Origin of the sequence: Pseudomonas sp. fls2-241-TYG-175 (assembly GCF_030209155.1) — a bacterium.
Lineage (GTDB): Bacteria > Pseudomonadota > Gammaproteobacteria > Pseudomonadales > Pseudomonadaceae > Aquipseudomonas > Aquipseudomonas viridiflava.
In genome coordinates, this window is the sequence record NZ_JARVSO010000001.1 from 379,622 (window position 1) to 405,886 (window position 26,265).

Below are 26,265 nucleotides of genomic sequence, written 5' to 3' on the forward strand. Positions count from 1 at the left end.
CTTTATTGCTCCCTGATAGATGTCAGTCCGGAAGACCGGGCGGGTTGATCAGCGATGTGTCGATGCGCTCCACATCCAGGCCCCAGCGCTTGAGGACCTGATCGTATTGGCCTCCGGCAATCGCGCCCTCCAATGCTGTATTGATCGGTCGAACCAGCCCGTTGTCCTTGCGGGTGGTCACGGCGATGTCGGCTTTCAGCGGCCAGCCGCCATTGACCACGCCGACGCGCTTGATGCCGCCGGTGATCGCCGCTGAGTAGGCATAGATCGAGTTGGGACCGAACAGCGCATCGCTGCGTCGGGACTGTACGGCCAATTGCGCGGCGGCCTTATCGTCGAAGTACTGCAGGATCGCGGGCGCAATACCGGCCTTTTCGTTGGCTTCGTTCCAGGCCAGCAGGACCTTTTCCTGATTGGTGCCCGAACCGACGATGATCTTCAGGCCGGCTATGTCTTTGGCCTCCTTGATCTCGGTGATCGGACTGGTGCTTTTGACGTAGAAGCCCAGTACGTCCTGACGATACGTCGCGAAGTCAAAGCGCTTCTTGCGCGCTTCGGTCACGGTGACGTTGCTGATGACCGCATCGTATTTGCCTGAGCTGACACCCAGCGGCCAGTCCTCCCAACTGGTCTGTACCACATTCAACTGCAGGCCCAGGCTGTCGGCCACCAGTTGCGCGGTGTCGGCTTCACTGCCGATGGTGGTCTTGTCATCATTGGCCAGCAGTGCCAACGGCGGCCCCGCAGTGCCCGAGACGGCCACCGTGAACTTGCCGGGCTGGGCGAACTTGAAACCTTGCGGGATCTGCGCAATGGCCGCTTCGTTGCGCGGTGCGTGGATGCGCGGCTGGTCAGGGCTCAGGTCGAACTTCGGGGCGCCGGAAGCATCCTCCTGCGCTGCAAATGCGGGCAAACCCGCGCTGACGGCGAGTGCCAGCGCGGCCACTCGGACGGTATTCACTAACATGGGCTATCACTCCTTCGATAAGGCAAACGGGTTCACAGCACCTTGCCCAGAAAGGCAGCGGTACGTGGATGGCGGGGACGCAGAAAAACCTGTTCCGGGGGGCCCTGTTCGATCAACTGACCGTCGCAGAGAAACACCACGTGATCGGCCACTTCTCTGGCGAAACCGATTTCGTGGGTCACGATCACCAGCGTGACGCCCAGGCGGGTCAAGCCCTTGATCACGTCCAGCACCTCGCCGACCAGCTCGGGATCAAGCGCCGAGGTGGGTTCATCGAACAGCAGCACCTTGGGGTCGAGGGCCAGCGCACGGGCAATAGCAACCCGTTGCTGCTGCCCTCCGGAAAGCTGGCGTGGATAGGCATCGAGCTTGTCGGCCAGCCCGACTTTTTTCAGCAACGCCAAGGCGTTGGTTTTGGCCTCGGCCTTGTTCCAGCGCTGATGGGCCAGCGGTGCCTCGGCGATGTTTTCCCAGACCGTGAGGTGCGCAAACAGGTTGAAGTTCTGAAACACGAAACCGACGTCAATGCGGCGCTTGAGAATCTCACGCTCCTTGAGTTCGTAAAGCAGATCGCCCTTGCGCCGGTAGCCAACGTACTCACCGTCGATGGTGATATGGCCGCTGTCGACTTTCTCCAGATGGTTAATGGTGCGCAGCAGTGTTGACTTGCCGGAGCCTGACGGTCCGAGAATCACCGTGACCTGGCCAGGTTCGATGCTCAGGTCGATGTCCCTGAGCACCTGCTGACTGCCAAAGCGCTTGCCGACGCCTTGAATCTCGATGCGTCCGGCCCGCAGGTTCGGAGTGACGCTCACGGCTTCAGTCATGGGCGCTCTCCTTGAGCCAGCGACGCACTCGTTGCAGCGGCGTGGGCGGTAAAACGCGAGCCGTGCCCCGGGCGAAATAGCGCTCGACGTAATACTGCGCGCTGGTAAGGACGGTGGTAATGATCAGGTACCAGACTGTGGCGACGATCAGCAGCGGAATCACCGCCTGGGTGCGGTTGTAGATCACCTGCACGGTGTAGAACAGTTCCGGCAGCGCCAGGACGTAGACAATGGAGGTACCTTTGACCAGCCCGATGATCTCGTTGAAACCGGACGGCAGAATCGAGCGCAGCGCCTGAGGCAGAATGATGCGCAGGACCCTGCGGGACGCGGGCAGCCCCAATGCCGCTGCCGCTTCATGCTGGCCGGCATCGACGCCGATCAGGCCGCCGCGAATGATTTCAGCCGTGTAGGCCGCCTGCATCAGGCTCAGCCCCAGCACCGCAACAGTGAACTGGCTGAGCACGTCGACCGTCGACCATTGGGCGATCACCAGATCAGTGAACGGCACGCCGATCACGATGTGGTCGTACAGGTAGGCGAAGTTGTAGAGGATGATCAACACCAGCAGCGCAGGCATGGAGCGAAAGAACCAGATGTAGCCCCACGCCAGCGCTGCCAGCAACGGAGAGCCAGAGAGGCGCGCCAGCGCCAGCCCCGTCCCGAGCAGAATGCTGAAAACCGTACTTAAGAGGGTCAATAAAAGCGTCTGTGCCAGGCCGCGCAATACCGACGGCGAGAAGAACCACTGACCGAAAACGCCCCACTCCCAGCGTGGGTTGCTCGCCAGCGAATGACCGATGGCCAGCAGCACCATGGCCGCAAATATCGACCCGGCCCATCGCCAGGGATGACGGGACGGGACGACCCTCAGGGCCTTTATGGTTTCAGGTCTGGCTGCCGGTCTGGCCTGGCGCTTTGGTATCGGGTAATGACCCGCGTCATCGATGAGGTCAAAGGGTTTGGCGACTATAGGCATGGACGGTTCCTCGCACGCATGTACATATCAGGCTGTTGTTTGGGGTGTGGGTCTGGGGCGATTCAGAACGCATAGCTCAGGCGGGTGTAGTAGTAACCACCCGTGAAGCCGAAGGGCGAATAGGTGCCGTAACTGCTGACCATGGTGCTGCTGGGCACACCCTGCTTTTTGGGATAGATGTCGAACAGGTTCTTGGCACCGATGGCCACGTTCAGGGTTTTGGTGAGGTCGTAGCCCAGGTCCAGGTCGGTGATCCATTTGGCGGCATAGACACGGTCCAGCGAGCGGTCGCTGGAGGCGTTGACCTCCTTGTAGGCGCCATAGCGTGTCAGGGCCAGATTCAGGTTGAAGCGTTCGACGCGCCAGTCGCCGCCCAGAATCAACTTGGTCTTGGGCTGAACGCCCGTAATCAGGTTGCGCGCCTCACGGTCCATCAACTCGTAGGAGGTGCCCAGGATCGACGTGGACTCCTTGTAGTTGAGAATCTGCGTCTGATTCCAGTTGAAGGCAGCCGTCCACTTCAAAGAGCCGTACCGGCCGAGGTCCTGACGGTAGTTGCCGACCAGATCCACGCCTTTGGTGCGGGTGTCGGCGCCGTTGATGAAATACTGGCCGCCGGAGGTTGAGTTGATGCCGTTGTTGAGCAGCACCTGGGTCACTTCATCACCCAGCAAGGTTCCGGTCAGGGTGATGCGATCACGCAGGTTGATCACGTAGGCATCGGCCGTCAGGCTCAGGCGCTCTGTCGGCGCCAGGGTGAAACCCAGGCTGAAGTTGGTGGACCGCTCGGGCTTGAGGTACTGTGCGCCGAGGGCTTTTGCTGCGCCCGATCCGACGGGCAGAACGCCGTAGTTGATCGACTGGTAAGTGCCGTCGACGATGCCGTAAGTGGTCGAGCGAGCGCTGAACAGGCTGTTGGCCAGCGACGGCGCACGAAATCCGTTGCTTACCGTGGCGCGCACGGCAAATTGCGGGGTGAAATCATAGCGGGTGGTGAGCTTGCCGCTGCGTGTACCACCGACGCCCTGGTTGTAATGCTCGTACCGCAGCGCCGTGCCCAGATACCACTCAGGCAACGGATTGAATCCCGCGTCGACATAACCGGCGACGCTATTGCGCGAGGTGCTGCTGGCTTCGTCAGGGGAAATGCCATTGGTGACCTGCGCCCCCGACGACGCGCAATTGCCTGGCGCAACGCAATAACCGCCGTCGGCGTAGGAAGCCCAGTCGCCCTCTTGCACCTCATAAGTCTCGCGCCGATGCTCGAAGCCGTAGGACAGGTCCAGCGGTTTCTGCAGGCCGATGTCGAAACCGCGCTTGAAATCCAGATTGGTGGTCAGCTCGCTGGCAATCCAGGTGCCTGAGGTGAAGCTGTTGGGCGTCGCCTCGCCCAATGAGGGATTCTGGTTGTGCCAAGTGCCCTGCTCCGCCTCGTTACGGCCATAGGTGCTGGACAGGTCCCAGTCCCACTCACCCAGGGTTCCCTTGCCGCCAAATGCCGCCTGAAAATCGTCCTCTTCGATGTACCAGGTCGGCGCATAGCCGGCGGGATAACCGTTCGGGCCGGTCGTAATGGTATTGGTGATGGTCGGCAGACGAAAATTCTGTCCCTGTTCGCCCTTGCGGTGCGAATAGGTGGTGAAGGAATACAGGCTCAGGCTGTCATCGACTGGCAGTTCGGCGTTGTAGCCCAGGGTCAGCAGGTTGGTCTTGGGTGTGCCATAGCCGCCGTAGGTGCTCTTGCCCGCCTGGCCAAGTGCCTGCTGTTCGGTGTAACCGTTGGAGGACGCCTTGTTGTCATCGTTCTGGCTGCGGGCGTCCAGTGCCAGTTGCACGATGCCACCCTCGCCGATCTCGAAGCCCTTGTTCAGGCTCTGCTGAACGGTCTGTTTTTTGCCGTCATAGCCGATACCGGCGTTGGTTACCGACGTTCCGCTGGTGTCGGCCTTTAAAATCACATTGATCACCCCGGCGATAGCGTCCGAGCCGTATTGGGCCGCAGCGCCATCGCGCAGCACTTCGACATGGTCGATGGCGCTGATAGGAATGAAGTCCAGATCGGCAGGCGCAGCGCCGGTGTTGATCCCGTTGATGTTCAGGGTGGCGCTGGTGTGGCGGCGCTTGCCATTGACCAATACCAGCACTTCGGCGGCACTCAACCCGCGCAGGTTCGGCGCGCGGGCAATGCCACTGGCGTCCCAGCCGGTTTTTTCCGGCAGGGTCAGCGACGGAATCACCGCGCTCAAGGCTTCCATCAATCCGGGCTTGCCGGTGCTCTGCAATTGCCGGGCACTGACCACATCTATGGGCACTGCGCTGCTGGTCACCGTGCGTTGCCCGGCGCCGCGATTGCCGGTCACGACGACCGCCGACAGCGTGCTGTTTTCGCTGGCGGGCGCACCTTGGGCCTGACTACCGTCTGACAGCAGTGCGCCGCCGATGGCGACGGCCAAGGGGCTGAACCCTATGAGCGAGACCCGGCTTCGGGCGTGTTGTATGACTCGTTTCATGTCCACTCCAGAATGGCCGTCATCATCGGCCATGCTTCCAGCTCGCGCGGTCGGGTACTTGCGCCGTCACCTGAACAGCGCTCTCTATAAAGTTGCTTGGTGGAGGACGTCCTTTGCCGCGTACACGCGCAACGCGCACGACAGCCTGAGGTGCTCAGCCGTCGAAGCTATGCAGGAGGCGGAGCGCCGGAAAACAGCAAGATGGGGGCAGGACGCACAGGACTGGTAGCGCTGAACATGAACAGCGAATGACGAGGGTGGAAAAGCAACATACGTCGAACTCCCTTCCAACGACTCTGCTACAGGGATCAGCGGTGATCACCCTGTCATGCCGCGCAGTTTTTGGCGGTTGGCCGTGGCTGCGTTCTGCGGCATGGTGCGCAGATTCTTGATCGCGATTGGTACCATCCGGGGTAAGGGGTAGGCCGTAGAACTGCAACATAACGGAATGAATACTGAAAATATAATTCTATTTATGCATAAGCTAATATTATTAATATTCATCATATATGCATATTAATATTATATTTTCTGCATTTGTCTTGGGTATCGGAAGGCGGTTACAACGGCCGATCGCGAGTAACAGATGTGCGTCATGTGTCGGTTCCGGGACAGCTATATGACGAGCGGCATTTATTAATCAGGGTAGCCGCCGATAAGCGCCGAAGTGCCCCGGCAACATAAAACCACCGCGCTAGACACTTCAAAGGCTCGTATTCGCATGACCAGAACCCTGAAATTCAGCCACAAGATTCTGTTGGCTGCCTCCCTCATCGTCATCGCGGCGTTCACATCGTTCACGTTTTACAACGACTACCTGCAACGCAATGCTCTGCGCGCGCAATTGAAAGAAAACCTGAACCAGACAGGTGACAGCACGGCGGGCAACATCCGCAACTGGCTTTCAGGGCGGATCCTGCTGGTGGAAAATCTCGCGGAGAATGCAGCCGTTCCTCAATCGAGCGAGGCGCAGAATATTGCCCTTGGCCAGCCGACTCTGCTTTCTACATTCATGAGCATTTACGTGGGCAAGAAAGACGGTTCTTTCAGCACCCAGCCTCCTGACGATATGCCGGGTGACTATGATCCCAGAACCCGGCCCTGGTACACCGGCGCCATCGCAGCGGGCAAGACGACGCTCACCGAGCCCTATCTCGATGCGGTCACCAAGGGCCTGATCGTCACCATTGCAACACCTGTCAAATCCGCGTCGGGAGTGTCAGGCGTCGTCGGTGGAGATTTGAGCCTGGAAACTCTGGTAAAAATGATCAGTTCGCTGCGCCTGCACAACGATGGCTACGCATTTCTGGTCGATGCCAATGGTCGCATTCTGGTCCACCCTGACGCTTCACTGGCCATGAAAACGCTGGCTGAAGTCTATCCGATCAGCACACCCGGACTGTCGCAGGAACTCAGTGAAAGCGAATTCGCCGGCAAGAACCAGATTCTGACGTTTGCCCACGTGAACGGGCTGCCCTCGGTCGACTGGTATGTCGGCGTGGCGATGGACAAAAGCAAAGCCTATGCTGCGCTGAGCGAGTTCCGAAACTCGGCAATCGTGGCCACGGTCGTCGCTGTGGTGCTGATCATCGGCCTTCTCGGGATGCTGCTGAGTGTGCTGATGCGCCCGCTGAATCTGATGGGCCGTGCCATGCATGATATCGCCGCAGGCGAAGGCGATCTGACCAAGCGTCTGGTCATTCAGAGCCAGGACGAGTTCGGCTACCTGGGCAATGGTTTCAATCTGTTTGTGGAGCGTATTCACGACTCCATGCGTGAGGTCGCGTCTTCCACAACCCAGCTCAACGAAGTCGCACTGAGGGTCGTGAGCGCATCGAACTCCTCCATGCTCAACTCCGATCAGCAAGCCAATCGCACCAACAGCGTGGCGGCGGCCATTAACGAACTGGGCGCGGCCGCCCAGGAAATCGCTCAGAATGCCGCACGGGCCTCGGGCCATTCGAGCGATGCCCGTACCCTCGCCTCCAATGGACAGGAAGTGGTGGGCAAGAACATCGCTGCAATGAACCGCCTGTCGTCGCGGATCAGTGGCGCCAGTGACGAGATAGAAGCACTCAACACGAAAACGGCCAACATCGGTCAGATTCTGGACGTGATCACCGGCATCTCTCAACAGACCAATCTGCTGGCCCTGAACGCCGCAATTGAAGCCGCGCGCGCCGGCGAGGCAGGACGAGGCTTTGCCGTGGTCGCAGATGAAGTGCGCAGCCTGGCCCATCGCACCCAGGAGTCTGCCAGTCAGGTGCAGGAAATGATCGAGCAATTGCAGTCCGGCGCTCGGGAAGCGGTTGCAATCATGACCGACAGCCAGCGTGAAAGCATCGAGACGGTCGGCATCGCCAATCAGGCCGTTGCCAGTCTTGAGAGCGTCAGTGTGCGCATCGGTGAAATCGACGGCATGAACCAATCGGTGGCCACAGCGACCGAAGAACAGACCTCAGTGGTGGAAGCCATCAACGTTGACATCACCCAGATCAATACCCTGAACCAGGAAGGCGTGGAAAACCTCAACGCAACGCTGCGCGCCTGTACTGATCTGGAACGACAGTCGGCCCGTCTGACACAACTTGTGGGAAGCTTCCGCATCTGACATCGAACCGCGCCTTTCGCAATGCGCCGCTGACTTGGCCGGAACTCTCTCGGCAATCGCTGTTCTAGAACCCTTCGCCGATGCGCGCATGCCATCGGCGTTTTTGGTTTGGTAATCCTTAAAAACGGAGCGACGCATGTCGATTCAGCAAAAAAACGGGCACGTTCTGCCCGCGCGCGCCGCTGGCAAAATGGAAGCGGCCATGGCCGTAGGCAGCTTCGCCATCGGTACGGGCGAGTTCGCAATCATGGGCCTGATGCCTGACATCGCCAATAATCTGCACCTGAGCGAACCTCAGGTCGGTCATGCCATCAGTGCCTACGCGCTTGGCGTGATGGTGGGCGCCCCGCTGCTGACGATCCTCGGCGCCAAACTGTTGCGCAAACACATGCTGTTGTTGCTGATGGCGCTCTACGCGATTGGCAACGTGGCCACGGCCTTCACGCCGACCTTTGGCAGTCTGGTGGCCTTTCGTTTCATCAGCGGCCTGCCTCACGGAGCCTACTTCGGTATCGCTGCGGTGGTGGCGTCGAGCATGGTGCCGGACAATCAGCGTGCCGGCGCGGTGGCGCGGGTGATGATGGGACTGACCCTGGCGATGTTGCTGGGCAATCCGATCGCAACGTTTCTTGGCCAGTTCTTCGGCTGGCGTTCGGCGTTCGCGCTGGTGGGCCTGATTGCCCTCTGCACCATCGCACTGGTCTGGCAATTCGTACCGGACCGTCATGACGAGCCGCGCAGCGATCCGCGCAAGGAACTGGGTGCTTTCACCAAGCCGCAGGTGTGGATGGCGCTGGCCATCGGTGCCGTAGGCTTTGCCGGGATGTTCTGCGTGTTCAGCTATCTGGCACCGACCATGCTCGAAGTGACGCGCGTCTCACCACAGTGGATTCCTTTCGGGCTGGCGGCCTTCGGTGTGGGCGGCATCATCGGCAACGTCGCAGGTGGCAAGCTGTTCGACCGCATGCAGTTCAAGGCTGTTGGCGTGCTGCTGATCTGGTCGATGGCGGTCCTGCTGTTCTTCCCGTTCGCCGCCGGTTCGCTGTGGGGCGTACTGCTCGGCATCGCGCTGGTCGGCACCATGGTCGCGCTGGCCGCACCGCTGCAGATTCGCCTGATGGATATCGCCCACGAAGCGCCGAGTCTCGCTGCCGCCTCCAACCATGCTGCGTTCAACCTGGCCAATGCATTGGGTCCTTGGTTCGGCGGCATGGCGATCACCGCGGGGCTTGGCTGGACCAGCACGGGTTATATCGGCGCGGGCTGTGCGCTGGCGGGCCTGGGTATCTACCTGATGGCGCGACGCATGAAGGGTGGTGAATAGACACGGGCGGCTGAACAGCAGCTTAAGAAGCGTCGATCTACACGCCAGCGAATCGTTGAATGTCGGATGATCGGCCTTCAACGATTCGTTTGCTGCCTGTGAGGACATTCTTTTGCGTAGATCGATGCTGCAGGGTATGGCCTTGTGTTGCGCCGTTCTCGTCACACCTTCGCTGTTGCAGGCTGCCGAGCATCCCGACGGTTTTGCAAAAGATGTCACGGGGGGCGGAAGTGCTGCCGCTGTGCATCCTGCGACGCTTGATGAACTCAAGCAGGCGTTGTGCAGCATGTACGATCATCGTGGTCATTGCACAGACGCCACACCACGCGTAGTAGTGCTGGACCACACGTTCGATTTTCGTGGCAGCGTTGTGGCAAACGGCAGTGCTACCACCACGGAGACCGGCTGCATGGTCAAGGCCTGTCCCAAGGGTGGATCGCAACTGGCGCTCAACGGGGCAAACAACTTCTGCCAGTCCAGGCCGCCTGCCTCCGTGACCTATGACAACGCCGGGTTGCAGCGTTTGAAGATCGGTTCAAACAAGACGTTGGAAGGATTGGGAAAACAGGCAGGCATTCAGGGGATGGGCCTGTTCATCGGTAGCGGTGTCCACAACGTTATCGTTCGTAACCTGACCTTGTCCGACATCAATGCGCAGGTGGTCTGGGGCGGTGATGCGCTGACCATCGACGACGCAGACGGCGTCTGGATCAACCACAACACGTTCGCGCGTATCGGCAGGCAGATGATCGTGACCGGTTTCGGCGCGGCGTCCCATGTGACGATTTCCGATAACGAATTCGACGGCCGTACGCCCTGGTCCTCGACCTGCGACGGCCATCATTACTGGGTGTGGCTGTTCCTCGGCAGCCATGACACGTTGACGCTGGCCCGAAATTACGTGCATGACACCTCAGGCCGCGCGCCACATGCGGGGGGCATGCACGATGCTGCGGTCATCGCTCAGTTGGTCAACAACGTGTTTGCTCGCATGACCTATCAGGGCGCAATCATGTCGCGCACGCCCTCCTCGCAATTGCTGGTCGAAGCGAACGGCTTCGAAAGTGTGACACACCCGATGTTCAACGATACCCAGCAGCCGGGCACCGGGTTTGCCCTGTTCTCGACGGCTGCCGCTGCGTCTGTCGATGACGAATGCCAGCGCACCCTTGGCAGAGCGTGCGTCACCAATCTGCAACAACTGAGCGGCGACGACTATCGCCCGCAAGACGACGCGGTGCTTGAAGCGTTCGCGCCCTACCGTCAATACCTCGTGACGCCCTTGCCTGCCGAGAGGGCATTGGCGCAAGTGCCTCTGCACGCCGGTGCGGGCAAGGACTGATCCCCATTCCAAATGCCGAGAGTACGCCTGATGCAACGTTTGATCTGGATGCTGTGCAGCGCTTTTTGCTGTCTGATCGGTCTTGTCGGCGAGGCACAGAGCGCATCCTTCGGGTTCGTTCGAACCTCGCCGCGGATTGTCGTGGACACCGGTAGTCAGTTGGTCTTCAGCGTGGACGAGCGCAACGGCGATCTGGTTTCCATGCGCTACCGGGGTCAGGAATTACAGACCCGCGAGCCCAAAGCGTCGCAGATTGCATCAGGCCTGGGCGCGGCGCAGGTGGATGTCAGGACCGTCGGCGATGTAATCGTGATCAGCGCCCACGCGGGCGACCTGACGCAGTACTACATGGCGGTGAAAGGTCGCGATGCCATTTACATGGCGACGTATGCACCCACCTTGCTGCCGGTTGGCGAGTTGCGATTTGTTGCGCGCCTCGATGTCGACAAGCTGCCCAAGGCCGATCACGGAACCGATTCCAGCGTCGGCACAGCGATTGAAGGCAAGGATGTGTTCTTGCTGCCGGACGGACGCACCAGTTCCAAGTTCTATTCGGCGCAGCCCATGATTGATGACCCCATTCATGGCGTGAAAGGCCCCGGTGTGACTGTTTATATGCTTATGGGCAATCGCGAGCTCAGTTCGGGAGGTCCGTTTTTCAAGGACATCGCTACCCAGAAAACCGTAAAGACTCACGAGTTGTACAACTACATGTTTTCCAACCATACCCAGACCGAAGCTTACCGGGGCGGTCTGCACGGGGCGTATGGTCTGCTGTTTACCCAGGGAGAAGCACCGTCGGCCGTACTGACCAACCTGGATTTTCTGAACGACACGCTGGGGCTTGAAGGGTTTCTGAGCAGCGCTGAGCTAGGTTCGGTGTCAGGCCATGCCTGGGGAGCTGTCCAAGGCACGTCACTTGTGGTCGGCCTGAGTAATGACACGGCAGAGTATTGGGCTCGAACCTCCACAACAGGTGATTTCCGTTTGGCCGATGTTCGTCCGGGCCGCTATCGATTGACGCTTTACCAGAACGAACTGGACATCGCACACAGCACGGTAGACGTTTCAGCTGGCCGCGTCACACAAACCAGTTTGCACGCCGAGCCGCCTTCGGGCCGAGTGAAATGGCAGATTGGCCTGCCCGATGGAACGCCCGCAGGCTTTCGTAACGCGGGACTTCTGCCATCGGCTCATCCGTCCGACGCGCGGATGGCACCCTGGACCACTGGGAAGTACACGGTCGGAACAAGCACCCTTGCCGACTTCCCTGCCGCACAATGGCGCGACATCAACAGTCCGACCCGGATCGACTTTGTGCTGGGCGCCAACGAACTGCACGATTATCGGCTGCGTGTGCTCATATCACTGGCTCAGGCTGGCGGACGTCCGCAACTGAGTGTCAACGGCAGCTGGCATGCGCCGGTGCCTGCTGCGTCGGTGCAGCCCGACAGCCGTGGGATCACCCGTGGAACCTGGCGTGGCAACAACGTCCCGTTCGAATTCGACATTCCGGCGTCTGCGCTGCACGCGGGTTCAAACTCGTTGGAGATCGGCGTTGCCTCCGGCAAGTCCGGCACGGGCTTTCTGAGTCCGGGCTTTGTCTATGACAGCGTGCAACTGGTTGAATAAAACCAGTAACCGCAAGCGCTTGCCTTGATCGTTCATGGCTTCTCCGATGAGATACACAGATCAATCGAAACGGTGTCCAGACGATCACGTTGCAGGGTCGATAGACTCTGTAGTGTTTTTTCATAAACGGCATCGGCAGTGTCTTTCAAGCGCTGCCATTCCTGCAGGGTGATCACCTCGCGCAGTACCAACTCGTCCGCCCGACGGATAAGGGTCTGATAAAAGTCGTCGGGAAGATCCAGGCGATAGGTATCGTCTTCCAGTAACAGGTGCCATGCCTTGAGTTCCATCTGCTTGTCGTTTCTGGTCATGGTTGCGCCTCCTGAGCCTGTTTTTATCGGCCGGGAAGTGAAAATAGGGACCACGGGCCACGAACCCGCGGTCCGTTGAAGGTCAGTAGCGATAAACAGCCGCAGCGCCCGTCTCACTGGGCATCGAGCGCTCAGGCGGGAGGACGATGACCTCCCCGCCATGCTGCATGACGGCCAGAATCATCTCGTCCAGCACGTCATCCGCACTGGGATCGTCGTCGCTCCGAATCGCAAGTTCGCCACTCATCCCGTCCATCACGCCATTCACCGTGCGTTCGGCTTCGACCAGCAGCAGGGCCACCCTGCCCTCGGTGGCGGCCCGGGCGATGTCCGGCAATTCGTTTGCGTTCAGCCGCTGTCCCACGGCTCTTTCGTAACGCCCCAAGGCCTCGTTGAGCCTGTCATCGTGTCGCACGCCGATGAGTTCTCCACAAGCGGCCGTCAACTGCGCCGCCGTAAGGGTTGCGGTATCCTGCTCGACGCCCTCGGGCAGCAAAAACGGGTTGCGACTTTGCGCCCTGAATACCGCCTGATTTTCAGGCAGTGCTACCAAAACAAGCGGCAGTTTCGAGACACACGAACAGTGTTCGGTGATCTTGCGGTCGACGATGCGGAAAAACCGTTCCCGGTCGAGGTTGATTTCCTCCTGCTTACCGCTGCCCCCCGACTCATGCATCATCGGATCGCCACGTTCTCCACCACCGCTGAAGCCGTCCGGATGACCTCGCTGATCACGAGGGGTCAGGTCGTCGCCCAACGCCTCGATCTGATTCGTCGGTACCGCCTCCGGTAGACTGATTTCCTGCAGGCTCTGCATCGATCCTTCGTAGACGCGCACGCTGTCGCGCGACAGACAAAGGGCCTGATAGCGGGTCGGTCATCGGCGCTAGCCGCAACAGGGGTTTCAGGTAGGGATGGCTGTTGACCACGGCGGTTTCAGCCACCGCCTTGTGCAGGCCCACCACCATGAAATGTTCAAGGCCGCCAAAAATTGCGATGCCTTCAGGGCAGGCGTTCCAGAAAGTCTGATCGTCGATCAGCGCCTGGAACGGGGTGATCAATGCCTGCTTGGCTATCTGCGGGTAGTGCCGCTCCAGCAGGGTTTCCAGCTCCTTGATCAGATTCTTCAGCCGAATCGGATCCTGATTACGCTGCGGAAAGGTTCGATGCGTTGGCATGTACACACTGAGATTGGGACGGCCCGCCAATTCCAGAAGCGTGTCGAGGGTCTGCCGGGTAAAGGGTTGAATCTGAACCATGACGACCTCCTAGTCTTTGGCAAGACGAGACTGTTTCGCGAGGAACTCGTCTTCCAGCATGGCATCGATCTCGGCGGCCGAGTCCTCATGCACAACCGGAGCGGTCAGATGCCCGGTTGACTCGACTTTCGTAGACAGCTTGCCCACAAGGTGTTCCAGCGCATGGCTCATTTTGCGCGAAGCGCCAGCAACAGCCAGATCCAGACTGTCCGCCTCGTGGGTGACGGAAAGCGGCGTATGCCCCTTGGGTCGCGCCTCTATCTGGCAGCGCTTGTCCTGGGCTCCGGCTTTCTGTGCGTTGACGTCGCCTACGTGAATCTCGATCCGGGTCAGCAGATCGCTATAGCGCTCCAGTTCGTCACCGACTGTGCTGCCGACCCACTCCTGCAGCTCTGCGCTGCCTTCGATGTGATTACTGTCCACCTGTACTTGCATGTGATTATCCTCCGACACCGGCGCCCCACTGCGCCTGTGCCAGTAGAAATATCAGGCAGCCGATCGGTTCCTGAAAATGGATAACCGGTAAGTCGGCAGTGCTCAGGACATGATGGTGCGCTTCAACGCCTGCTGCCAGTGTTCATAGAGTTCAGGCACTGCATTGCGCCTGGGCTCGTAGCGCTGACGAGGACGTTCAAGGCTTGCCAGCGCGTCTTCATCCGGCCACCAGCGAAGCGCGAAACCTGCGAGATGCGCTGCGCCGATGGCGGAGACCTCAGGAGACAGGCTGCGGATAACCGGGCGTTGCAACAGGTCCGCCTGAAATTGCATCAGCCACTCGTTGCGCGTGGCGCCGCCATCGACCCAGAGTTCGCCCAGCGGGTCGGGACTGTCCTGTTCCATCGCGTCGAAAACATCGCGAATCTGGTAGGCAATGGCTTCCAGAGTGGCGCGCAGAATGTGTGCCCGGCTGGAGGCTTCAGTCAGTCCGCAAATCAGCCCGCGAGCCTGCGAGTTCCAGTGAGGCGCACCCAGGCCGCCGAGCGCCGGAACGAAATACACACCGCCGTTATCCGGCAACGCTGCCGCCTCGGCCGCCAGTGCGTCAATGTCGTCCGCCGCACCCAGCAAGCGTGCGGCCCAGCTCACTGCACCGCCGGTATGCACGATGTTCCCTTCCAGCGCATACGTTGGCGCCTCGGTGTGCCAGGCAACGGTTGTGGCCAGACCTGCACTTGAGCCCACCTGTCGGGCCATGGGCGTCATGAGCGACGAGCCCGTGCCCAGCGTGGCTTTCACCAGGCCCGGCGTAAATCCGCCCTGACCGAAGAGCGCCGCATGGGAGTCCCCGATCATCGACATGATCGCGATACCTGCAGGAAGCGACCCATGCGCTGTTGTCTCACCAAACAGGCCCGTGCTCGGGCGGATGTCAGGCAATGCCGCCAGCGGAATATTGAAAACCTCCGTCAACGCAGCGCTCCACTTGCAGGTACGCAGGTCCATCAGCTGCGTGCGCGCTGCATTGGAAGCGTCCGTGGCGAAGACCTTGCCACCGGTCAACTGCCAGAGCAGCCAACTGTCCACGGTGCCCAGGCATACCTCACCGTTCACCGCCCTCGCCTGTCCATCCGGCAACTGATCGAGAATCCAGCGCATCTTTCCTGCTGAGAACATCGGGTCCAGGGCCAGCCCGCTGGTTGAGCGGATCAGTTCGGCGTGGCCTTGCCGGGCCAGTTGCTCGCAGAAGTCATCGGAGCGGCGACATTGCCAGCTCACAAGCGGCGAAACGGGCTGGCCGGTTTCTCTGTCCCAGGCCAGAACCGACTCGCGCTGGTTGCTTATGGCGATGGCGGCAAGCGGCGCCGTGGTCTGGGCGATGCAGTGTTCGATGGCCGCGAGCATGGCGTGCCAGATCGCGGTGGGATCCTGCTCCGCATAACCGGGCCGGGGATGAGAAACGCTCAGTGGCTGCGACGAGCGAGCAACCACTTTGCCGCTGCGATCGATAAGGATCGCCTTGGCATTGGTGGTGCCTTCGTCCAGCGCCAGAATCAGGGGATCGAGGGAGGCCATCGCGTGCTTCCTGTTGTTATTGTTGTTTGTGTCTTGATGAGCGGACAAGCCGTTCAGCTTATTGCAACAGCGCCGTCGCCGCCGCAACAATCCCGGCCGCATCGATCTGATGCCTGGCACGTGTCGGCGAACGGCCACCGGCCGAGGCGTATTCGCCGTCCTGAATGCCCAGCCGAACCAGCGCAATGCCCAGTCCCGCTTCAGCCAGTACTTCTGCCACGATGCTGCCGGCACCGCCATTGACGTTGTGCTCTTCCACCGAGACCACGGCGCGAGTGGCGCACAAGGCCTGGAGCAAGGCATCACGCTGTAGCGGGCGGATGGAGGACAGATTAATGACCTGCGCGCTGATCCCCAGTTCTTCGAGACGAACCGCTGCGTCAACGGCTTCGTGAACGACCGAACCCAGCGCGACAATGCTGACGTCGTGTCCCGTTTTCAAGATATCGACCTGGCCAGGCACGAATCGGTAATCGGCCTTATGCAAAGCAGGCAGTGCCTTGCCGTCCAACCGGATGTAAACCGGGCCGTCATAGCCAATGGCGTAATCGACGATCTGCCGGCATTCCTCGCCGTCCGCTGGCGCAAAAATCTGCACGTTACCGAAACCACGCATGACCGAGATGTCATCGATGCTGTGGTGGGTGCTCGCGAGCGGTCCGTAGCTGGTGCCTGCGTTGAGGCCGAACATCTTGACGTTCGAGCGGTTGTAGCAGACGTCCACCTTCACCTGTTCATTGGCACGGGAAATCAGAAACGGCGCGGCATTGCAGGTGACGGCGACCTTTCCTGACAGCCCCAGACCTGCGGCAACACCCACCAGTGTCTGCTCGGCAATGCCTACGTTTACCAGACGATCAGGAAAGCGCTTCATGAAGGGGCCGATCTTTGCGGTCGATGTCGAATCGCTGACTACCGGGATCAGGTCGACACCGTTATCCACGGCATTGATGAACGCCTCGACCATGACCGAAGCCAGATGCGCTTCTGGCGCTACAGTGTGTTCAGTGGACATGATCAAGCTCCTTCAATGCGGCTTCTATTTCGTCACCCTTGGGTACACGGTGATGCCACTCGGGCTTGTCCTCGATGAACGAAACGCCCTTGCCTTTCACCGTGTTTGCAATCAGGACCTTGGGGCCTCCGGACTGCTGCAGCATGGCTTCCAGCGTCTGGACCAACTGGGCGACGTCATTGCCATCGCACTCGCTGACCTGAAAACCAAAGGCACGCCATTTGTCCGGCAAAGGCTCCAGGGGAAGAATCTCTGCAGTTCGACCGGCGAGTTGCAACTGGTTGTGGTCGACGATCACGATCAGGTTATCCAGTTGGTACTTCGCAGCCGTCAATGCCGCCTCCCAGTTGGAGCCTTCACCCAGCTCGCCATCGCCAGTCAGTACGAACACATGCTTGCGGCTGCCGGACTTCTTGGCGGCAATGGCAATGCCGCAGGCCACAGGCAAACCGTGCCCCAGAGCGCCAGTGTTCAATTCGATGCCTGGAGTTTTCTGGCGCACCGGATGCCCCGGCAGGTGTGAGTCAAAGTGCTGGTAGGTCTCCAGCCACTCGGCAGGGAAATACCCCGCTTCTGCCAGGCAGCAGTAAAGACCGCCGACACCGTGACCCTTGCTCTGGATATAAATATCGCGGTCCGGATCGCTGAACGTTGCGGGCGACACGTTGAGCAACCGGAAATACAGCGTCGCCAGGATATCGGTCTCGGACAGGTCGGCCCCGGTGTGTCCCCCGGCTGGCGACTCGGCGTTCAGCTTGATGATCCTGCGCCGGATCGCCTGGGCAGTTGCGCGAATTTGCGGTACGTCATAGCGGAATGGATTCATCTCGATCCCCTGGTTGTGACCTGGACGCAAACCGGAAAATCGAGGCTGCGTCATTCTCGAATAATTATTCATGTATGAGAATATATTTGTATTTAGAGCCTAATCCGTTCCGTCGTCAATCCCTTCTGTCGACCTTTGGGTCGACCTGCCGCACATCCTCAAAGCGAAGAAAGCACTTGACATCCAAGAGCCACAGCAGGAGTCTGATTTAAAAATCACGTACGAATAATTATTCCGGCGTGCCAAATAACAACAACAAAACCCAGGAGAAGCCCGTGGACGCAAAAGCCCCGATTGGCTCGATCCCACCCAAACCCCTCACCCGCCTGGCACTGCGCCTGCCTCAGAACGTAGGCGGTCCGCTGATCGGGCTTGCGCTTTTGATCCTGGCGTTTTCGTTCACTTCCGAATATTTCTTCTCGGTCCGCAACGCCCTCAACATCCTCGACCAGGTCACTGTGCTGGGCATTCTTGCCATCGGCATGACGGCGGTGATCGTCATCGGCGGGATCGACCTATCGGTCGGATCGGTGCTGGCGTTTTCCATGATGTTGCTGGGCTGGCTTTATCAGGATGTAGGCGTACCGATGGGCTTTGCCATACCGCTGGCCATCCTGGGCGGCATGGTCTGTGGCCTGATCTCCGGAACGCTGATCGCCAAGGCCCGGCTGCCCGCCTTCATTGCGACGCTGACCATGATGTCGGTTGCGCGCGGAATGGCGAATATCCTCACCGACGGACGCCAGATCGTCGGTTTTCCCGACTGGTTCACCACCCTAGCCACCCAGCGTCACTTTGGTTTTCTGTCCGCAACCGTCGCGCTGTTTCTGGTGATGCTGGCCGTGGCCTGGGTCTACCTGCGCTTTCGGGCAGGTGGCCGCAGTCTGTATGCGATTGGCGGCAGCGCTGAAGTGGCGCGCCTGTCAGGCATCAAGGTCAAGAAAATCACCCTGTGGATTTATGCGTTGAGCGGTGCACTGGCCGGGCTTGCGGCTGTGGCCATGGCCGCACGGCTTGATTCGTCGCAACCGAGTGCCGGGCTGACGCTGGAGCTCGATGCCATCGCAGCCGTGGTCATTGGCGGCGCCAGTCTCAGTGGCGGTGTCGGCAGCATCGGCGGCACGCTGGTTGGTGTGCTGATCATCGGTGTGCTGCGCAACGGCCTGAACCTGCTGGGCGTCTCGCCGTTCGTCCAACAGGTGGTGATAGGCGTAGTGATCGCCTTGGCGGTGACGCTGGACACGCTGCGCCGCCGCGCCAACCAACGTTGATTTTGAATGCTTTGCGATTTCTGTTCCCTGACCGCAGTACACAACAAAAACAATGGAGAACCGCTATGTTCGCGCCAAAAAAGCTGTTGCTGGGCAGTCTGTTCGCGGCTGTCACCCTTGCCACAACGGGCCAGGCCTGGGCTGAAAACCTCACCGTCGGCCTGGCTGTCGCCAACCTGCAGGCTGACTTTTTCAATCAGATCAAACAGTCGGTCGAGGCCGCTGGCAAGGAAAAAGGCATCAAGGTCATTACGGTCGATGCTCAAGGCAACTCGGCCACGCAGGTGAGCCAGGTTCAGGACCTGATCACGCGCAAGATCGACGCCCTCATCTATATTCCGGCAGGCGCCACCGCCGCCGGGGTTCCGGTCAAGGCGGCCAAGGCTGCGGGTATCCCGGTCATCGCGGTGGATCGCAACGCGCCCGACGCGCCGGGTGACACCTTCATCGCCAGCGACAGCGTCGCAGCCGCCCGTACGCTGGCCGAATACGTCGGCAAGGTAACCGGCGGCAAAGGCCGGGTTGCCATTCTTCAGGGGCAGATCGGCACCTCGCCTGAAAACGATCGCGCCAAAGGCTTCTCCGAAGGCCTCAAGAAATTCCCCGACCTGAAAGTCGTCGCCGAGCAACCGGCCGAATGGGCACAGGACCGTGGTTTCGCCGTCGCTCAGGACATGCTCCAGCGCGACCCGAACATTACCGTGTTCTTCGGCAGAGCCGACGCCATGGCATTGGGCGCGGCCCAAGCGGTCAAGGTCGCCAATCTGGAGCAGCCGGTGACTATCGTGGGCTTCGACGGTGATGTTGCGGGCCTCAAGGCGGTCGCCAATGGCACGCTGTCGGCCACCATGACCCAGCAGGCGCAGAAGATGGGCCGTCTGGCGCTGGACTCCGCCATCGCACTGAAGGAAGGAAAGACCGTGCCCAAGGAACAGTTGCAGGAAGCGATTCTGACGACCAAGGAAAACGTGGCGCCTTTCATCGCCAACCATCCTTGATTGGCCAGCACCTCTCAAGGTGCCGAACCATCCAGTCACTGCCCGGGAGAGCCCATGTCTGCCACCGCAATAGATCAATCGCAGCCTGCACCAAGGCTCAGCCTGCGCAATATCGGCAAGAAGTACGCGGCCATCGAGGTGCTTGCTGACATCGACGTCGATATCTACCCGGGCGAAGTGCTTGCCTTGCTCGGCGAGAACGGTGCGGGCAAATCCACGCTGTCTTCGATCATCGCCGGTCTCGTTCCGCCCGAGGCTGGCGGTTCGATGACCTGGCAAGGCGAAGCCTATGCGCCCGCCTCTCCCGGTGCTGCGCTGGATTCAGGTATCGGGCTCATCCATCAGGAAATCCGGCTGTTGCCGGAACTGTCGATTGCCGAAAACATGTTCGTGGGGCGTCTGCCGACTCGCTTCGGGCGTGTCGACAGAGCCTTCATGGAAGCCGAAGCGCAAAAGCAGCTGGATCGTCTAGGGCTGAAGGTTTCGGCGACCCGCAAGGTTGCGGGTCTGAGCGTGGCGGCACAGCAACTGGTCGAGATCGCCAAGGCACTGACCCTCAAGGCCAGTCTGCTGATTCTCGACGAGCCTACCGCGGCACTGGGCGGTGAGGAAACCGAAAAGCTCTTCGCCCAGGTCGACCGGCTGAAAGCCGAAGGTGTGTCGTTCATCTATATCAGCCACCGAATGGAAGAAATTGCCAGAGTGGCAGACCGGATACTGGTCTTGCGCGATGGTCGGCAGGTTGCCGTCCATGCAACCGCGCAGGTACCGGTCCGGCAATTGGTGGCGGAAATGGTCGGCCGAAGTGTCGACCGGATCTTCCCGGTGATGAAACCGGCCCAGTCAGAGGTCGTGCTGACGGTCAAAGACCTCAAGTGCCGGGAAATGGAATTTCACGATATAGACTTCTCGGTCTACAAAGGTGAGGTGTTTGGTATCGCAGGTGTTGTCGGGGCTGGCAGGACCGAGCTGGTTCGGGCCATCGCGGGTGCTGCCGAGCACATCACCGGCACACTGATCCTTGACAATCATCCTCAGCACTTCAAGTCACCGCACGAAGCAATTCAGGCCGGCATCGTTCTGGTGCCGGAAGATCGCAAGCAGCAAGGCGTGGTGGTGGATCACGCCATCGAAGAAAACCTGATCTATGGCAATACCGACCTGCTCCCGGGCCAGGGATGGATTTCTCCGTCCGGCTTGAGGGAATTCGCGCAGAGGGCCGTCTCGCGGATGGGCGTCAAAGGCCTGCCGGAACAGACGATTTCCTGCCTGTCCGGCGGCAATCAGCAGAAAGTGATCATCGCGAAGTGGCTCGCCCGTAACCCCAAGGTGTTCATTCTCGATGAGCCGACCCGAGGCATCGACGTCGGTGCCCGTGCGGCAATCTATGAGGTGATCGCCGAACTGGCCGCCAACGGCATGGCCGTGATTGTGGTGAGTTCCGACCTGGATGAGGTGCTGGGTCTGGCCAGCCGGGTCATGGTCATGAGCCGGGGCCGCCAGATGGGCATTCTGGACAAAGAGAACGCCACGCCTGTGGCAGTGATGGAACTGGCGACAGCCTAGGAGCCGATTTATGCGTCTGTTTGATTTGAGTGGACAAACCGCCTTCGTCACCGGTGCCGGAAGCGGCATCGGTCAGGCCATCGCGATCGGGCTGGCTGAAGCCGGCGCCAACGTCGCGTGCTTCGACCTCCCCGGCAGTCGGGACATGTCCAGCACTATAGAAGGCATTCAGCGTCATGGCCGCAAAGCCCTGGCACTGGAAGGCTCGGTGACCTCGCCCGAGGAGCTGGAAGCGGCAGTTGCCCGCACCGAACAGGACCTGGGTGCGCTCAGCCTGGCGGTCAACGCCGCCGGGATCGCCAACGCCCAGCCTGCGGAAACACTGGAGTTGAGCCGCTGGCAGCAGATGCTCGACGTCAATCTGACCGGCATCATGCTCAGCTGTCAGGCGCAGGCTCGTGTGATGCTGCCGCGCCAGCGCGGGTCGATCATCAACATTGCCTCGATGTCCGGGATCATCGTCAACCGTGGCCTGTTGCAGGCTCATTACAACACTTCCAAAGCGGGGGTTATCCACCTGTCCAAAAGCCTGGCGATGGAATGGGCGCAGCGCGGTGTGCGGGTCAACAGCATCAGCCCCGGCTATACCGCCACGCCCATGAATACACGGCCCGAGGTCGCCGATCAGGTGAAGATTTTCGAGGAAACAACGCCGCTGGGCCGCATGGCCACGGTCGATGAAATGGTCGGGCCTGCCATCTTTCTCTCCAGTCAGGCGGCGTCTTTCTGCACCGGCATCGACCTGGTCGTGGACGGTGGATTCGTCTGCTGGTGAGCCGCGGCGCGTGAAACAGGCATCCCGAACCGAATCCACCCGCAAAGGAGCACAACCTTGAACAGTAAACGCTTCCACGCAGCCACCGTGGTCATTACCGGCGCATGCCGGGGCATCGGTGAAGGCATTGCAGAACGCTTCGCCCGAGAAGGCGCCAACCTGGTCATGGTGTCCAACGCCGACCGGATCAATGAAACGGCCCGACGAATCGTCGAACTGACCGGCGCTCAGGTACTGCCGGTGGTGGCCGATGTCACCAATGAACAGGAGGTGATCGACCTGTACGCCCAGGCACAGGCTCGCTTCGGCCGGGTCGACGTCTCGGTGCAGAACGCCGGGATCATCACCATCGACCATTTCGACCGCATGCCCCGTGCCGATTTCGACCGAGTGCTGCAGGTCAACACCACCGGCGTCTGGCTGTGTTGCCGCGAAGCCGCCAAACACATGATCAACAGCGGGCGTGGTGGTCGGCTGATCAACACCAGCTCCGGACAGGGTCGTCAGGGTTTCATCTACACGCCCCACTACGCCGCCAGCAAAATGGGCGTGATCGGCATCACCCACAGTCTGGCCCATGAGCTGGCGCCTCACGGCATCACGGTGAACGCCTTTTGCCCCGGCATCATCGAGAGTGAGATGTGGGAATACAACGACCGGGTCTGGGGGCAGATTCTGTCCACCCCCGATAAAACCTACGGCACTGGCGAACTGATGGCCGAATGGGTCGCCGGTATCCCGATGAAACGTGCCGGGACTGCCCGTGACGTTGCCGGACTGGTCACCTTTCTGGCCTCTGCGGATGCCGCCTACATTACCGGCCAGTCAATCAACGTCGACGGCGGTCTGATCATGTCCTGATCAAGCAAAGGGTTGCTTTTGCTTTGAGGCGAATTGCACCATAGTGCCTGCAAACTGGCTAAGTTGGATCCCGGATGAGAATGCTTGAGGAGCAGCGGCTCCTGACTAAGATTGCTTCGCTTTATTACGAAGACGGACTGAAGCAGTCCCAGATTTCACAGCAACTGGATCTGTCTCAATCGTTCGTGAGTCGGGCGCTCAATCGCGCGCTGAAAGAGGGAATCGTCAAGATTTCGGTGCAGCGTCCGCTGAATTTCCATCTCGATCTGGAACGTGAGCTGCAACAGCGCTACGGCGTCAGGCAGGTGATCGTCGTCGAGCCCACCAGCGAAGATGAAGACGCCCTCAAGCAGGCCATCGGCTCGGCGGCGGCGCATTACATCGAAACCACCCTTACCGAGAAAGACCGGATCGGCATCAGTTCATGGAGCTCGACCATTCGCGCGATGGTCGGCTATATGCACAGTTCCAAACAGAGTGCGGCCACTGAAGTGGTTCAGCTGCTGGGCGGTGTCGGTAACAAGGGCGCCTTCGAGGCCACATTGCTGACTCAGCAACTGGCGACGCTGCTGGGCTGCCCTTCCTATTTGCTTCCATCGCAGAGCATCGAGCAGTCGGTCGACAGCCGTCACCGTATTCTGCAATTGGATGAGGTCAGGGAAGTCGTCGAACGCTTCTCCAATCTGACCGTTGCAATTGTCGGCATTGGCGAGCTTGAACCGTCCAAGCTGCTGCGCAATAGCGGAAACTATCACGGCGAGCCCATGCTCAAGCTGCTGGCCGAACGCGGCGCGGTGGGTGATATCTGTCTGCGCTATTACGATGCGGACGGCAAGCCGGTGCTGCAGGACAGCGAGGAAGTGGTGGTTTCGGTGGACCTGGAACAGCTCCTGAACATAGAGCGCGTCATCGGTCTTGCCGGTGGCGAGCGCAAGGTCAACGCGATTCGCGGCGCCCTGCACGGCGGCTATCTGGATGTATTGATCACCGATCTTGCGACGGCCCGTTCACTCATCAGCTGAAGCGGTTCTCGCCCTCAGGAAGAACACCGGCTTTTTTGCCCCTTACCGCACGAGCGTCAGGACGTGCGGTTAAATAATTAGTCATTTGATCTTTTCCCGTCTTTTGGTGGAACCTCGGGCGCCTGTCTGACCAACAGGCCAATCCCCATAAATGCTCATCGCTGCGATTCATGCAGCCGATGAGTGACGTTCGCCTGTCCAAAACCGTGGAATCGCACCGAATGAGATCGCCTGCCTCTTGGAAAACATCGCGGGTTATCCCCGCACACGGCCTGTTTGGCTTGCTGGTTTTTGGACTGATGACAGTCAGCGGGCTACTGATGCCTGAGCTGTCCCACGCGGCAGACCTTCCGGACGGATTTGCCAAAAACGTCACAGGCGGTGGTGACGCAGCACCTGTACGCCCGACCACGCTCGTTGAGCTTCGAAAAGCGCTGTGCGGCTCATACGATAACCATGGCCATTGTTCCGACGACACGCCTCGTGTCATCGAGATCGATCATGCCTTCGACTTTCGTGGCAGCGTGATGATCAACGGCAGCCCCACAACCACCGAGATGGGGTGCGAGGTGAACCCGTGTCCTGCCGGGGGTGGACAGTTGGCAATCAACGGTTTCAATGGTTTCTGTCAAGACAGGAAAGCGGCCAGCGTGACCTATGACAACGCCGGTATGACACGCCTCAATGTCGGATCGAACAAAACGCTGATTGGAGTCGGCAGTCAGGCTGCCATCCAAGGCATCGCGGTGCACATCGGCGGAGGTGTCCACAACGTTATCGTTCGCAATCTGACGCTGTCCGATGTCAACCCTCAGACTGTATGGGCTGGCGATGCGCTCATCATCGAAAATACCGACGGCGTGTGGATCAGCAACAATACGTTCGCGCGCATCGGCAGACAGATGATCGCCACCGGCTGGATGTCTGCGTCTCATATCACCATTTCAGACAACGAGTTCGACGGTCGCACGCCCTACTCCGCGTCTTGCGACGGCCATCACTATTGGGTGTGGCTATTCCTGGGCGACCCGGACACCGTGACCGTGGCCAGGAACCTCATCCACGACACGTCCGGTCGGGGACCGCACGCGGGCGGCATGGCCAATGCCGACGTTACCGTGCAACTGGTCAATAACGTCTACTCCAACCTGAGTTATCAGGGCGCGATCATGCCGCGAACCTCTTACTCGCATCTGCTGGTGGAAGGCAATTATTTCGATCATGTCACGCATCCCTTCTACCTCGATGCCAAACAGCCCGGTACGGCATTCGCGCTGTTCGCGCCAGGCACCGAAGCCGAAAACGCCGCGTGTCAGGCCGCGATCGGCAGACCTTGCGTACCTAATCAACAGGAGTTCAGCGGCAACGACTACCGCCCTGAAGACCTCAATGCGCTTCAGGCCTTCAGCCAACACCTCGACTATCTGATTACGCCGTTGCCCGCAGACGTAGCGTTCAAACAGGTGCCCCAGACCGCAGGTGCAGGCAAGATCAGTGTGGCCGGCACCCAGGCTCAGCCGCTGCCCACTGGCCCTGCCAAGCAATGAGATGAGCTGATTTTCAGAAAAATATGAATTTTTCCGCCCCTGTTTTGCTCATATCAGCATGAGCAACGGTTCGATCCGCCGTTGCAGTGTTTTTGAATGTGATATGCAAGGCTGAGGGAACGAGAAATGGCTCAATCAGAGCAGTATGGGAAGCCTGCGCAGGGTGAAGGTCTGGTGCTGGTCGTTGAAGACGAACAGACGATCCGTGACTTCGTCTGTGAAATCCTCGAGACGGACGTCGGACTGCGCACCAAGGCGGTGGAAAACGCCGACGAAGCAATGAAATACCTCCAGCAGAACATCAACAAGGTCGCCCTGCTGCTGACCGATGTCCGTATGCCAGGCAGTATGGACGGTATCGCTCTGGCCAACGTGGTGGGTTCGCAGTGGTCGCATATTCCGGTCGTGGTCATGTCCGGCCACGGTACGCCGGGCAGCGATCAGTTGAAGGACGACGTGCTGTTCATTGCCAAGCCCTGGACCATCACGCAACTGGTCAACGGCATCATGGACAGTCTGGGCGCAGAAGGTATCGCTCAGGTCTCCATGGATGATCCCAACTGAGTCCTTCTGCCGCTATTGCGCGCAATGAAGCAGGATTGCATTGCG

The 26,265-nt window shown here is 59.8% G+C and carries 23 protein-coding genes and 1 pseudogene; 13 read left to right on the plus strand and 11 right to left on the minus strand.

Annotated elements, in window-relative coordinates; all coding sequences use genetic code 11:
- Nucleotides 1-22: 22 nt before the first annotated feature.
- From QRN20_RS01760 to QRN20_RS01775, 4 genes are all read right to left on the minus strand, one after another.
- Complete coding sequence (locus QRN20_RS01760; protein WP_004882276.1) at nucleotides 23-967, minus strand: ABC transporter substrate-binding protein; 945 nt, start codon at nucleotides 965-967, stop codon at nucleotides 23-25.
- Nucleotides 968-999: 32 nt separating this feature from the next.
- Entirely contained in the window at nucleotides 1,000-1,794 is a 795-nt protein-coding gene (locus QRN20_RS01765; protein ID WP_029242654.1) for an amino acid ABC transporter ATP-binding protein, read from the minus strand.
- On the minus strand, nucleotides 1,787-2,773 hold the full coding sequence (locus tag QRN20_RS01770; RefSeq protein ID WP_029242655.1) for an amino acid ABC transporter permease: 987 nt from the start codon (nucleotides 2,771-2,773) through the stop codon (nucleotides 1,787-1,789). The genes QRN20_RS01765 and QRN20_RS01770 overlap by 8 nt, the downstream gene beginning before the upstream one ends.
- 62 nt (nucleotides 2,774-2,835) lie before the next feature.
- On the minus strand, nucleotides 2,836-5,283 hold the full coding sequence (locus QRN20_RS01775; RefSeq protein ID WP_285359949.1) for a TonB-dependent receptor plug domain-containing protein: 2,448 nt from the start codon (nucleotides 5,281-5,283) through the stop codon (nucleotides 2,836-2,838).
- 721 nt (nucleotides 5,284-6,004) lie between these two features.
- Between QRN20_RS01775 and QRN20_RS26725 the strand changes: the two are divergent.
- The 5 genes and pseudogenes from QRN20_RS26725 to QRN20_RS01795 all read left to right on the plus strand — a co-directional run.
- Nucleotides 6,005-7,039, plus strand: a pseudogene (locus tag QRN20_RS26725) (HAMP domain-containing protein); the annotation flags it as partial.
- A 90-nt stretch (nucleotides 7,040-7,129) separates the two neighbouring features.
- A complete protein-coding gene (locus QRN20_RS26730) occupies nucleotides 7,130-7,894 on the plus strand; it encodes a methyl-accepting chemotaxis protein (protein WP_413817793.1) in 765 nt (254 codons plus the stop codon).
- A 136-nt stretch (nucleotides 7,895-8,030) separates the two neighbouring features.
- Nucleotides 8,031-9,218, plus strand: coding sequence for an MFS transporter (locus QRN20_RS01785; protein ID WP_004882270.1), 1,188 nt, complete (start codon nucleotides 8,031-8,033; stop codon nucleotides 9,216-9,218).
- A 124-nt stretch (nucleotides 9,219-9,342) separates the two neighbouring features.
- On the plus strand, nucleotides 9,343-10,560 hold the full coding sequence (locus QRN20_RS01790) for a pectate lyase family protein (protein ID WP_240341994.1): 1,218 nt from the start codon (nucleotides 9,343-9,345) through the stop codon (nucleotides 10,558-10,560).
- A gap of 30 nt (nucleotides 10,561-10,590) precedes the next feature.
- Nucleotides 10,591-12,192, plus strand: coding sequence for a rhamnogalacturonan lyase B N-terminal domain-containing protein (locus QRN20_RS01795; RefSeq protein ID WP_122412124.1), 1,602 nt, complete (start codon nucleotides 10,591-10,593; stop codon nucleotides 12,190-12,192).
- Between the two features lie 32 nt (nucleotides 12,193-12,224).
- Here QRN20_RS01795 and QRN20_RS01800 read toward each other — a convergent pair whose 3' ends face one another.
- The 7 genes from QRN20_RS01800 to QRN20_RS01830 all read right to left on the minus strand — a co-directional run bounded on the left by QRN20_RS01800 (nucleotide 12,225) and on the right by QRN20_RS01830 (nucleotide 17,616).
- Nucleotides 12,225-12,503, minus strand: coding sequence for a hypothetical protein (locus QRN20_RS01800; protein WP_004882265.1), 279 nt, complete (start codon nucleotides 12,501-12,503; stop codon nucleotides 12,225-12,227).
- An 82-nt stretch (nucleotides 12,504-12,585) separates the two neighbouring features.
- Nucleotides 12,586-13,320, minus strand: coding sequence for a baeRF3 domain-containing protein (locus QRN20_RS01805; RefSeq protein ID WP_285359951.1), 735 nt, complete (start codon nucleotides 13,318-13,320; stop codon nucleotides 12,586-12,588).
- On the minus strand, nucleotides 13,235-13,762 hold the full coding sequence (locus QRN20_RS01810) for a hypothetical protein (RefSeq protein ID WP_285359952.1): 528 nt from the start codon (nucleotides 13,760-13,762) through the stop codon (nucleotides 13,235-13,237). Before QRN20_RS01810 ends, QRN20_RS01805 begins: the two co-directional genes overlap by 86 nt.
- A 9-nt stretch (nucleotides 13,763-13,771) precedes the next feature.
- On the minus strand, nucleotides 13,772-14,197 hold the full coding sequence (locus QRN20_RS01815) for an HPF/RaiA family ribosome-associated protein (protein WP_122614132.1): 426 nt from the start codon (nucleotides 14,195-14,197) through the stop codon (nucleotides 13,772-13,774).
- 102 nt (nucleotides 14,198-14,299) lie between these two features.
- Nucleotides 14,300-15,775, minus strand: coding sequence for an FGGY family carbohydrate kinase (locus QRN20_RS01820; RefSeq protein WP_285359953.1), 1,476 nt, complete (start codon nucleotides 15,773-15,775; stop codon nucleotides 14,300-14,302).
- 58 nt (nucleotides 15,776-15,833) lie between these two features.
- Complete coding sequence (locus QRN20_RS01825; protein ID WP_088235235.1) at nucleotides 15,834-16,790, minus strand: transketolase family protein; 957 nt, start codon at nucleotides 16,788-16,790, stop codon at nucleotides 15,834-15,836.
- Nucleotides 16,780-17,616 (minus strand): transketolase, encoded by an 837-nt coding sequence (locus QRN20_RS01830; protein ID WP_122614150.1) that lies wholly within the window; start codon nucleotides 17,614-17,616, stop codon nucleotides 16,780-16,782. The genes QRN20_RS01825 and QRN20_RS01830 overlap by 11 nt, the downstream gene beginning before the upstream one ends.
- 275 nt (nucleotides 17,617-17,891) lie before the next feature.
- Between QRN20_RS01830 and QRN20_RS01835 the strand changes: the two genes are divergently transcribed.
- From QRN20_RS01835 to QRN20_RS01870, 8 genes are all read left to right on the plus strand, one after another.
- Entirely contained in the window at nucleotides 17,892-18,887 is a 996-nt protein-coding gene (locus QRN20_RS01835; protein ID WP_502942012.1) for an ABC transporter permease, read from the plus strand.
- Nucleotides 18,888-18,952: 65 nt separating this feature from the next.
- A complete protein-coding gene (locus QRN20_RS01840) occupies nucleotides 18,953-19,885 on the plus strand; it encodes a sugar ABC transporter substrate-binding protein (protein WP_004882246.1) in 933 nt (310 codons plus the stop codon).
- Nucleotides 19,886-19,939: 54 nt separating this feature from the next.
- A complete protein-coding gene (locus QRN20_RS01845) occupies nucleotides 19,940-21,451 on the plus strand; it encodes a sugar ABC transporter ATP-binding protein (RefSeq protein ID WP_285359954.1) in 1,512 nt (503 codons plus the stop codon).
- A gap of 10 nt (nucleotides 21,452-21,461) precedes the next feature.
- A complete protein-coding gene (locus tag QRN20_RS01850; RefSeq protein WP_029242666.1) occupies nucleotides 21,462-22,226 on the plus strand; it encodes an SDR family oxidoreductase in 765 nt (254 codons plus the stop codon).
- A gap of 57 nt (nucleotides 22,227-22,283) precedes the next feature.
- Entirely contained in the window at nucleotides 22,284-23,087 is an 804-nt protein-coding gene (locus tag QRN20_RS01855) for an SDR family oxidoreductase (protein ID WP_029242667.1), read from the plus strand.
- Nucleotides 23,088-23,161: 74 nt separating this feature from the next.
- Nucleotides 23,162-24,109 carry a sugar-binding transcriptional regulator gene (locus tag QRN20_RS01860; protein WP_025996231.1) on the plus strand — a complete coding sequence of 316 codons (948 nt, stop codon included), beginning with the start codon at nucleotides 23,162-23,164 and terminating at the stop codon, nucleotides 24,107-24,109.
- A gap of 320 nt (nucleotides 24,110-24,429) precedes the next feature.
- Nucleotides 24,430-25,656 (plus strand): pectate lyase family protein, encoded by a 1,227-nt coding sequence (locus QRN20_RS01865; protein WP_231991846.1) that lies wholly within the window; start codon nucleotides 24,430-24,432, stop codon nucleotides 25,654-25,656.
- Between the two features lie 126 nt (nucleotides 25,657-25,782).
- Nucleotides 25,783-26,220: a response regulator gene (locus QRN20_RS01870; RefSeq protein ID WP_004882237.1), complete on the plus strand. Its 438-nt coding sequence runs from the start codon at nucleotides 25,783-25,785 to the stop codon at nucleotides 26,218-26,220.
- Nucleotides 26,221-26,265 lie beyond the last annotated feature (45 nt).

Excerpts from the sequence above, each read along its gene's own strand:
- QRN20_RS01760 (WP_004882276.1), bottom strand. The coding sequence starts at position 967 with ATGTTAGTGAATACCGTCCGAGTGGCCGCGCTGGCACTCGCCGTCAGC.
- QRN20_RS01765 (WP_029242654.1), bottom strand. The coding sequence starts at position 1,794 with ATGACTGAAGCCGTGAGCGTCACTCCGAACCTGCGGGCCGGACGCATC.
- QRN20_RS01770 (WP_029242655.1), bottom strand. The coding sequence starts at position 2,773 with ATGCCTATAGTCGCCAAACCCTTTGACCTCATCGATGACGCGGGTCAT.
- QRN20_RS01775 (WP_285359949.1), bottom strand. The coding sequence starts at position 5,283 with ATGAAACGAGTCATACAACACGCCCGAAGCCGGGTCTCGCTCATAGGG.
- QRN20_RS26730 (WP_413817793.1), top strand. The coding sequence starts at position 7,130 with ATGCTCAACTCCGATCAGCAAGCCAATCGCACCAACAGCGTGGCGGCG.
- QRN20_RS01785 (WP_004882270.1), top strand. The coding sequence starts at position 8,031 with ATGTCGATTCAGCAAAAAAACGGGCACGTTCTGCCCGCGCGCGCCGCT.
- QRN20_RS01790 (WP_240341994.1), top strand. The coding sequence starts at position 9,343 with ATGCTGCAGGGTATGGCCTTGTGTTGCGCCGTTCTCGTCACACCTTCG.
- QRN20_RS01795 (WP_122412124.1), top strand. The coding sequence starts at position 10,591 with ATGCAACGTTTGATCTGGATGCTGTGCAGCGCTTTTTGCTGTCTGATC.
- QRN20_RS01800 (WP_004882265.1), bottom strand. The coding sequence starts at position 12,503 with ATGACCAGAAACGACAAGCAGATGGAACTCAAGGCATGGCACCTGTTA.
- QRN20_RS01805 (WP_285359951.1), bottom strand. The coding sequence starts at position 13,320 with ATGCAGAGCCTGCAGGAAATCAGTCTACCGGAGGCGGTACCGACGAAT.
- QRN20_RS01810 (WP_285359952.1), bottom strand. The coding sequence starts at position 13,762 with ATGGTTCAGATTCAACCCTTTACCCGGCAGACCCTCGACACGCTTCTG.
- QRN20_RS01815 (WP_122614132.1), bottom strand. The coding sequence starts at position 14,197 with ATGCAAGTACAGGTGGACAGTAATCACATCGAAGGCAGCGCAGAGCTG.
- QRN20_RS01820 (WP_285359953.1), bottom strand. The coding sequence starts at position 15,775 with ATGGCCTCCCTCGATCCCCTGATTCTGGCGCTGGACGAAGGCACCACC.
- QRN20_RS01825 (WP_088235235.1), bottom strand. The coding sequence starts at position 16,790 with ATGTCCACTGAACACACTGTAGCGCCAGAAGCGCATCTGGCTTCGGTC.
- QRN20_RS01830 (WP_122614150.1), bottom strand. The coding sequence starts at position 17,616 with ATGAATCCATTCCGCTATGACGTACCGCAAATTCGCGCAACTGCCCAG.
- QRN20_RS01840 (WP_004882246.1), top strand. The coding sequence starts at position 18,953 with ATGTTCGCGCCAAAAAAGCTGTTGCTGGGCAGTCTGTTCGCGGCTGTC.
- QRN20_RS01845 (WP_285359954.1), top strand. The coding sequence starts at position 19,940 with ATGTCTGCCACCGCAATAGATCAATCGCAGCCTGCACCAAGGCTCAGC.
- QRN20_RS01850 (WP_029242666.1), top strand. The coding sequence starts at position 21,462 with ATGCGTCTGTTTGATTTGAGTGGACAAACCGCCTTCGTCACCGGTGCC.
- QRN20_RS01860 (WP_025996231.1), top strand. The coding sequence starts at position 23,162 with ATGAGAATGCTTGAGGAGCAGCGGCTCCTGACTAAGATTGCTTCGCTT.
- QRN20_RS01865 (WP_231991846.1), top strand. The coding sequence starts at position 24,430 with ATGCCTGAGCTGTCCCACGCGGCAGACCTTCCGGACGGATTTGCCAAA.
- QRN20_RS01870 (WP_004882237.1), top strand. The coding sequence starts at position 25,783 with ATGGCTCAATCAGAGCAGTATGGGAAGCCTGCGCAGGGTGAAGGTCTG.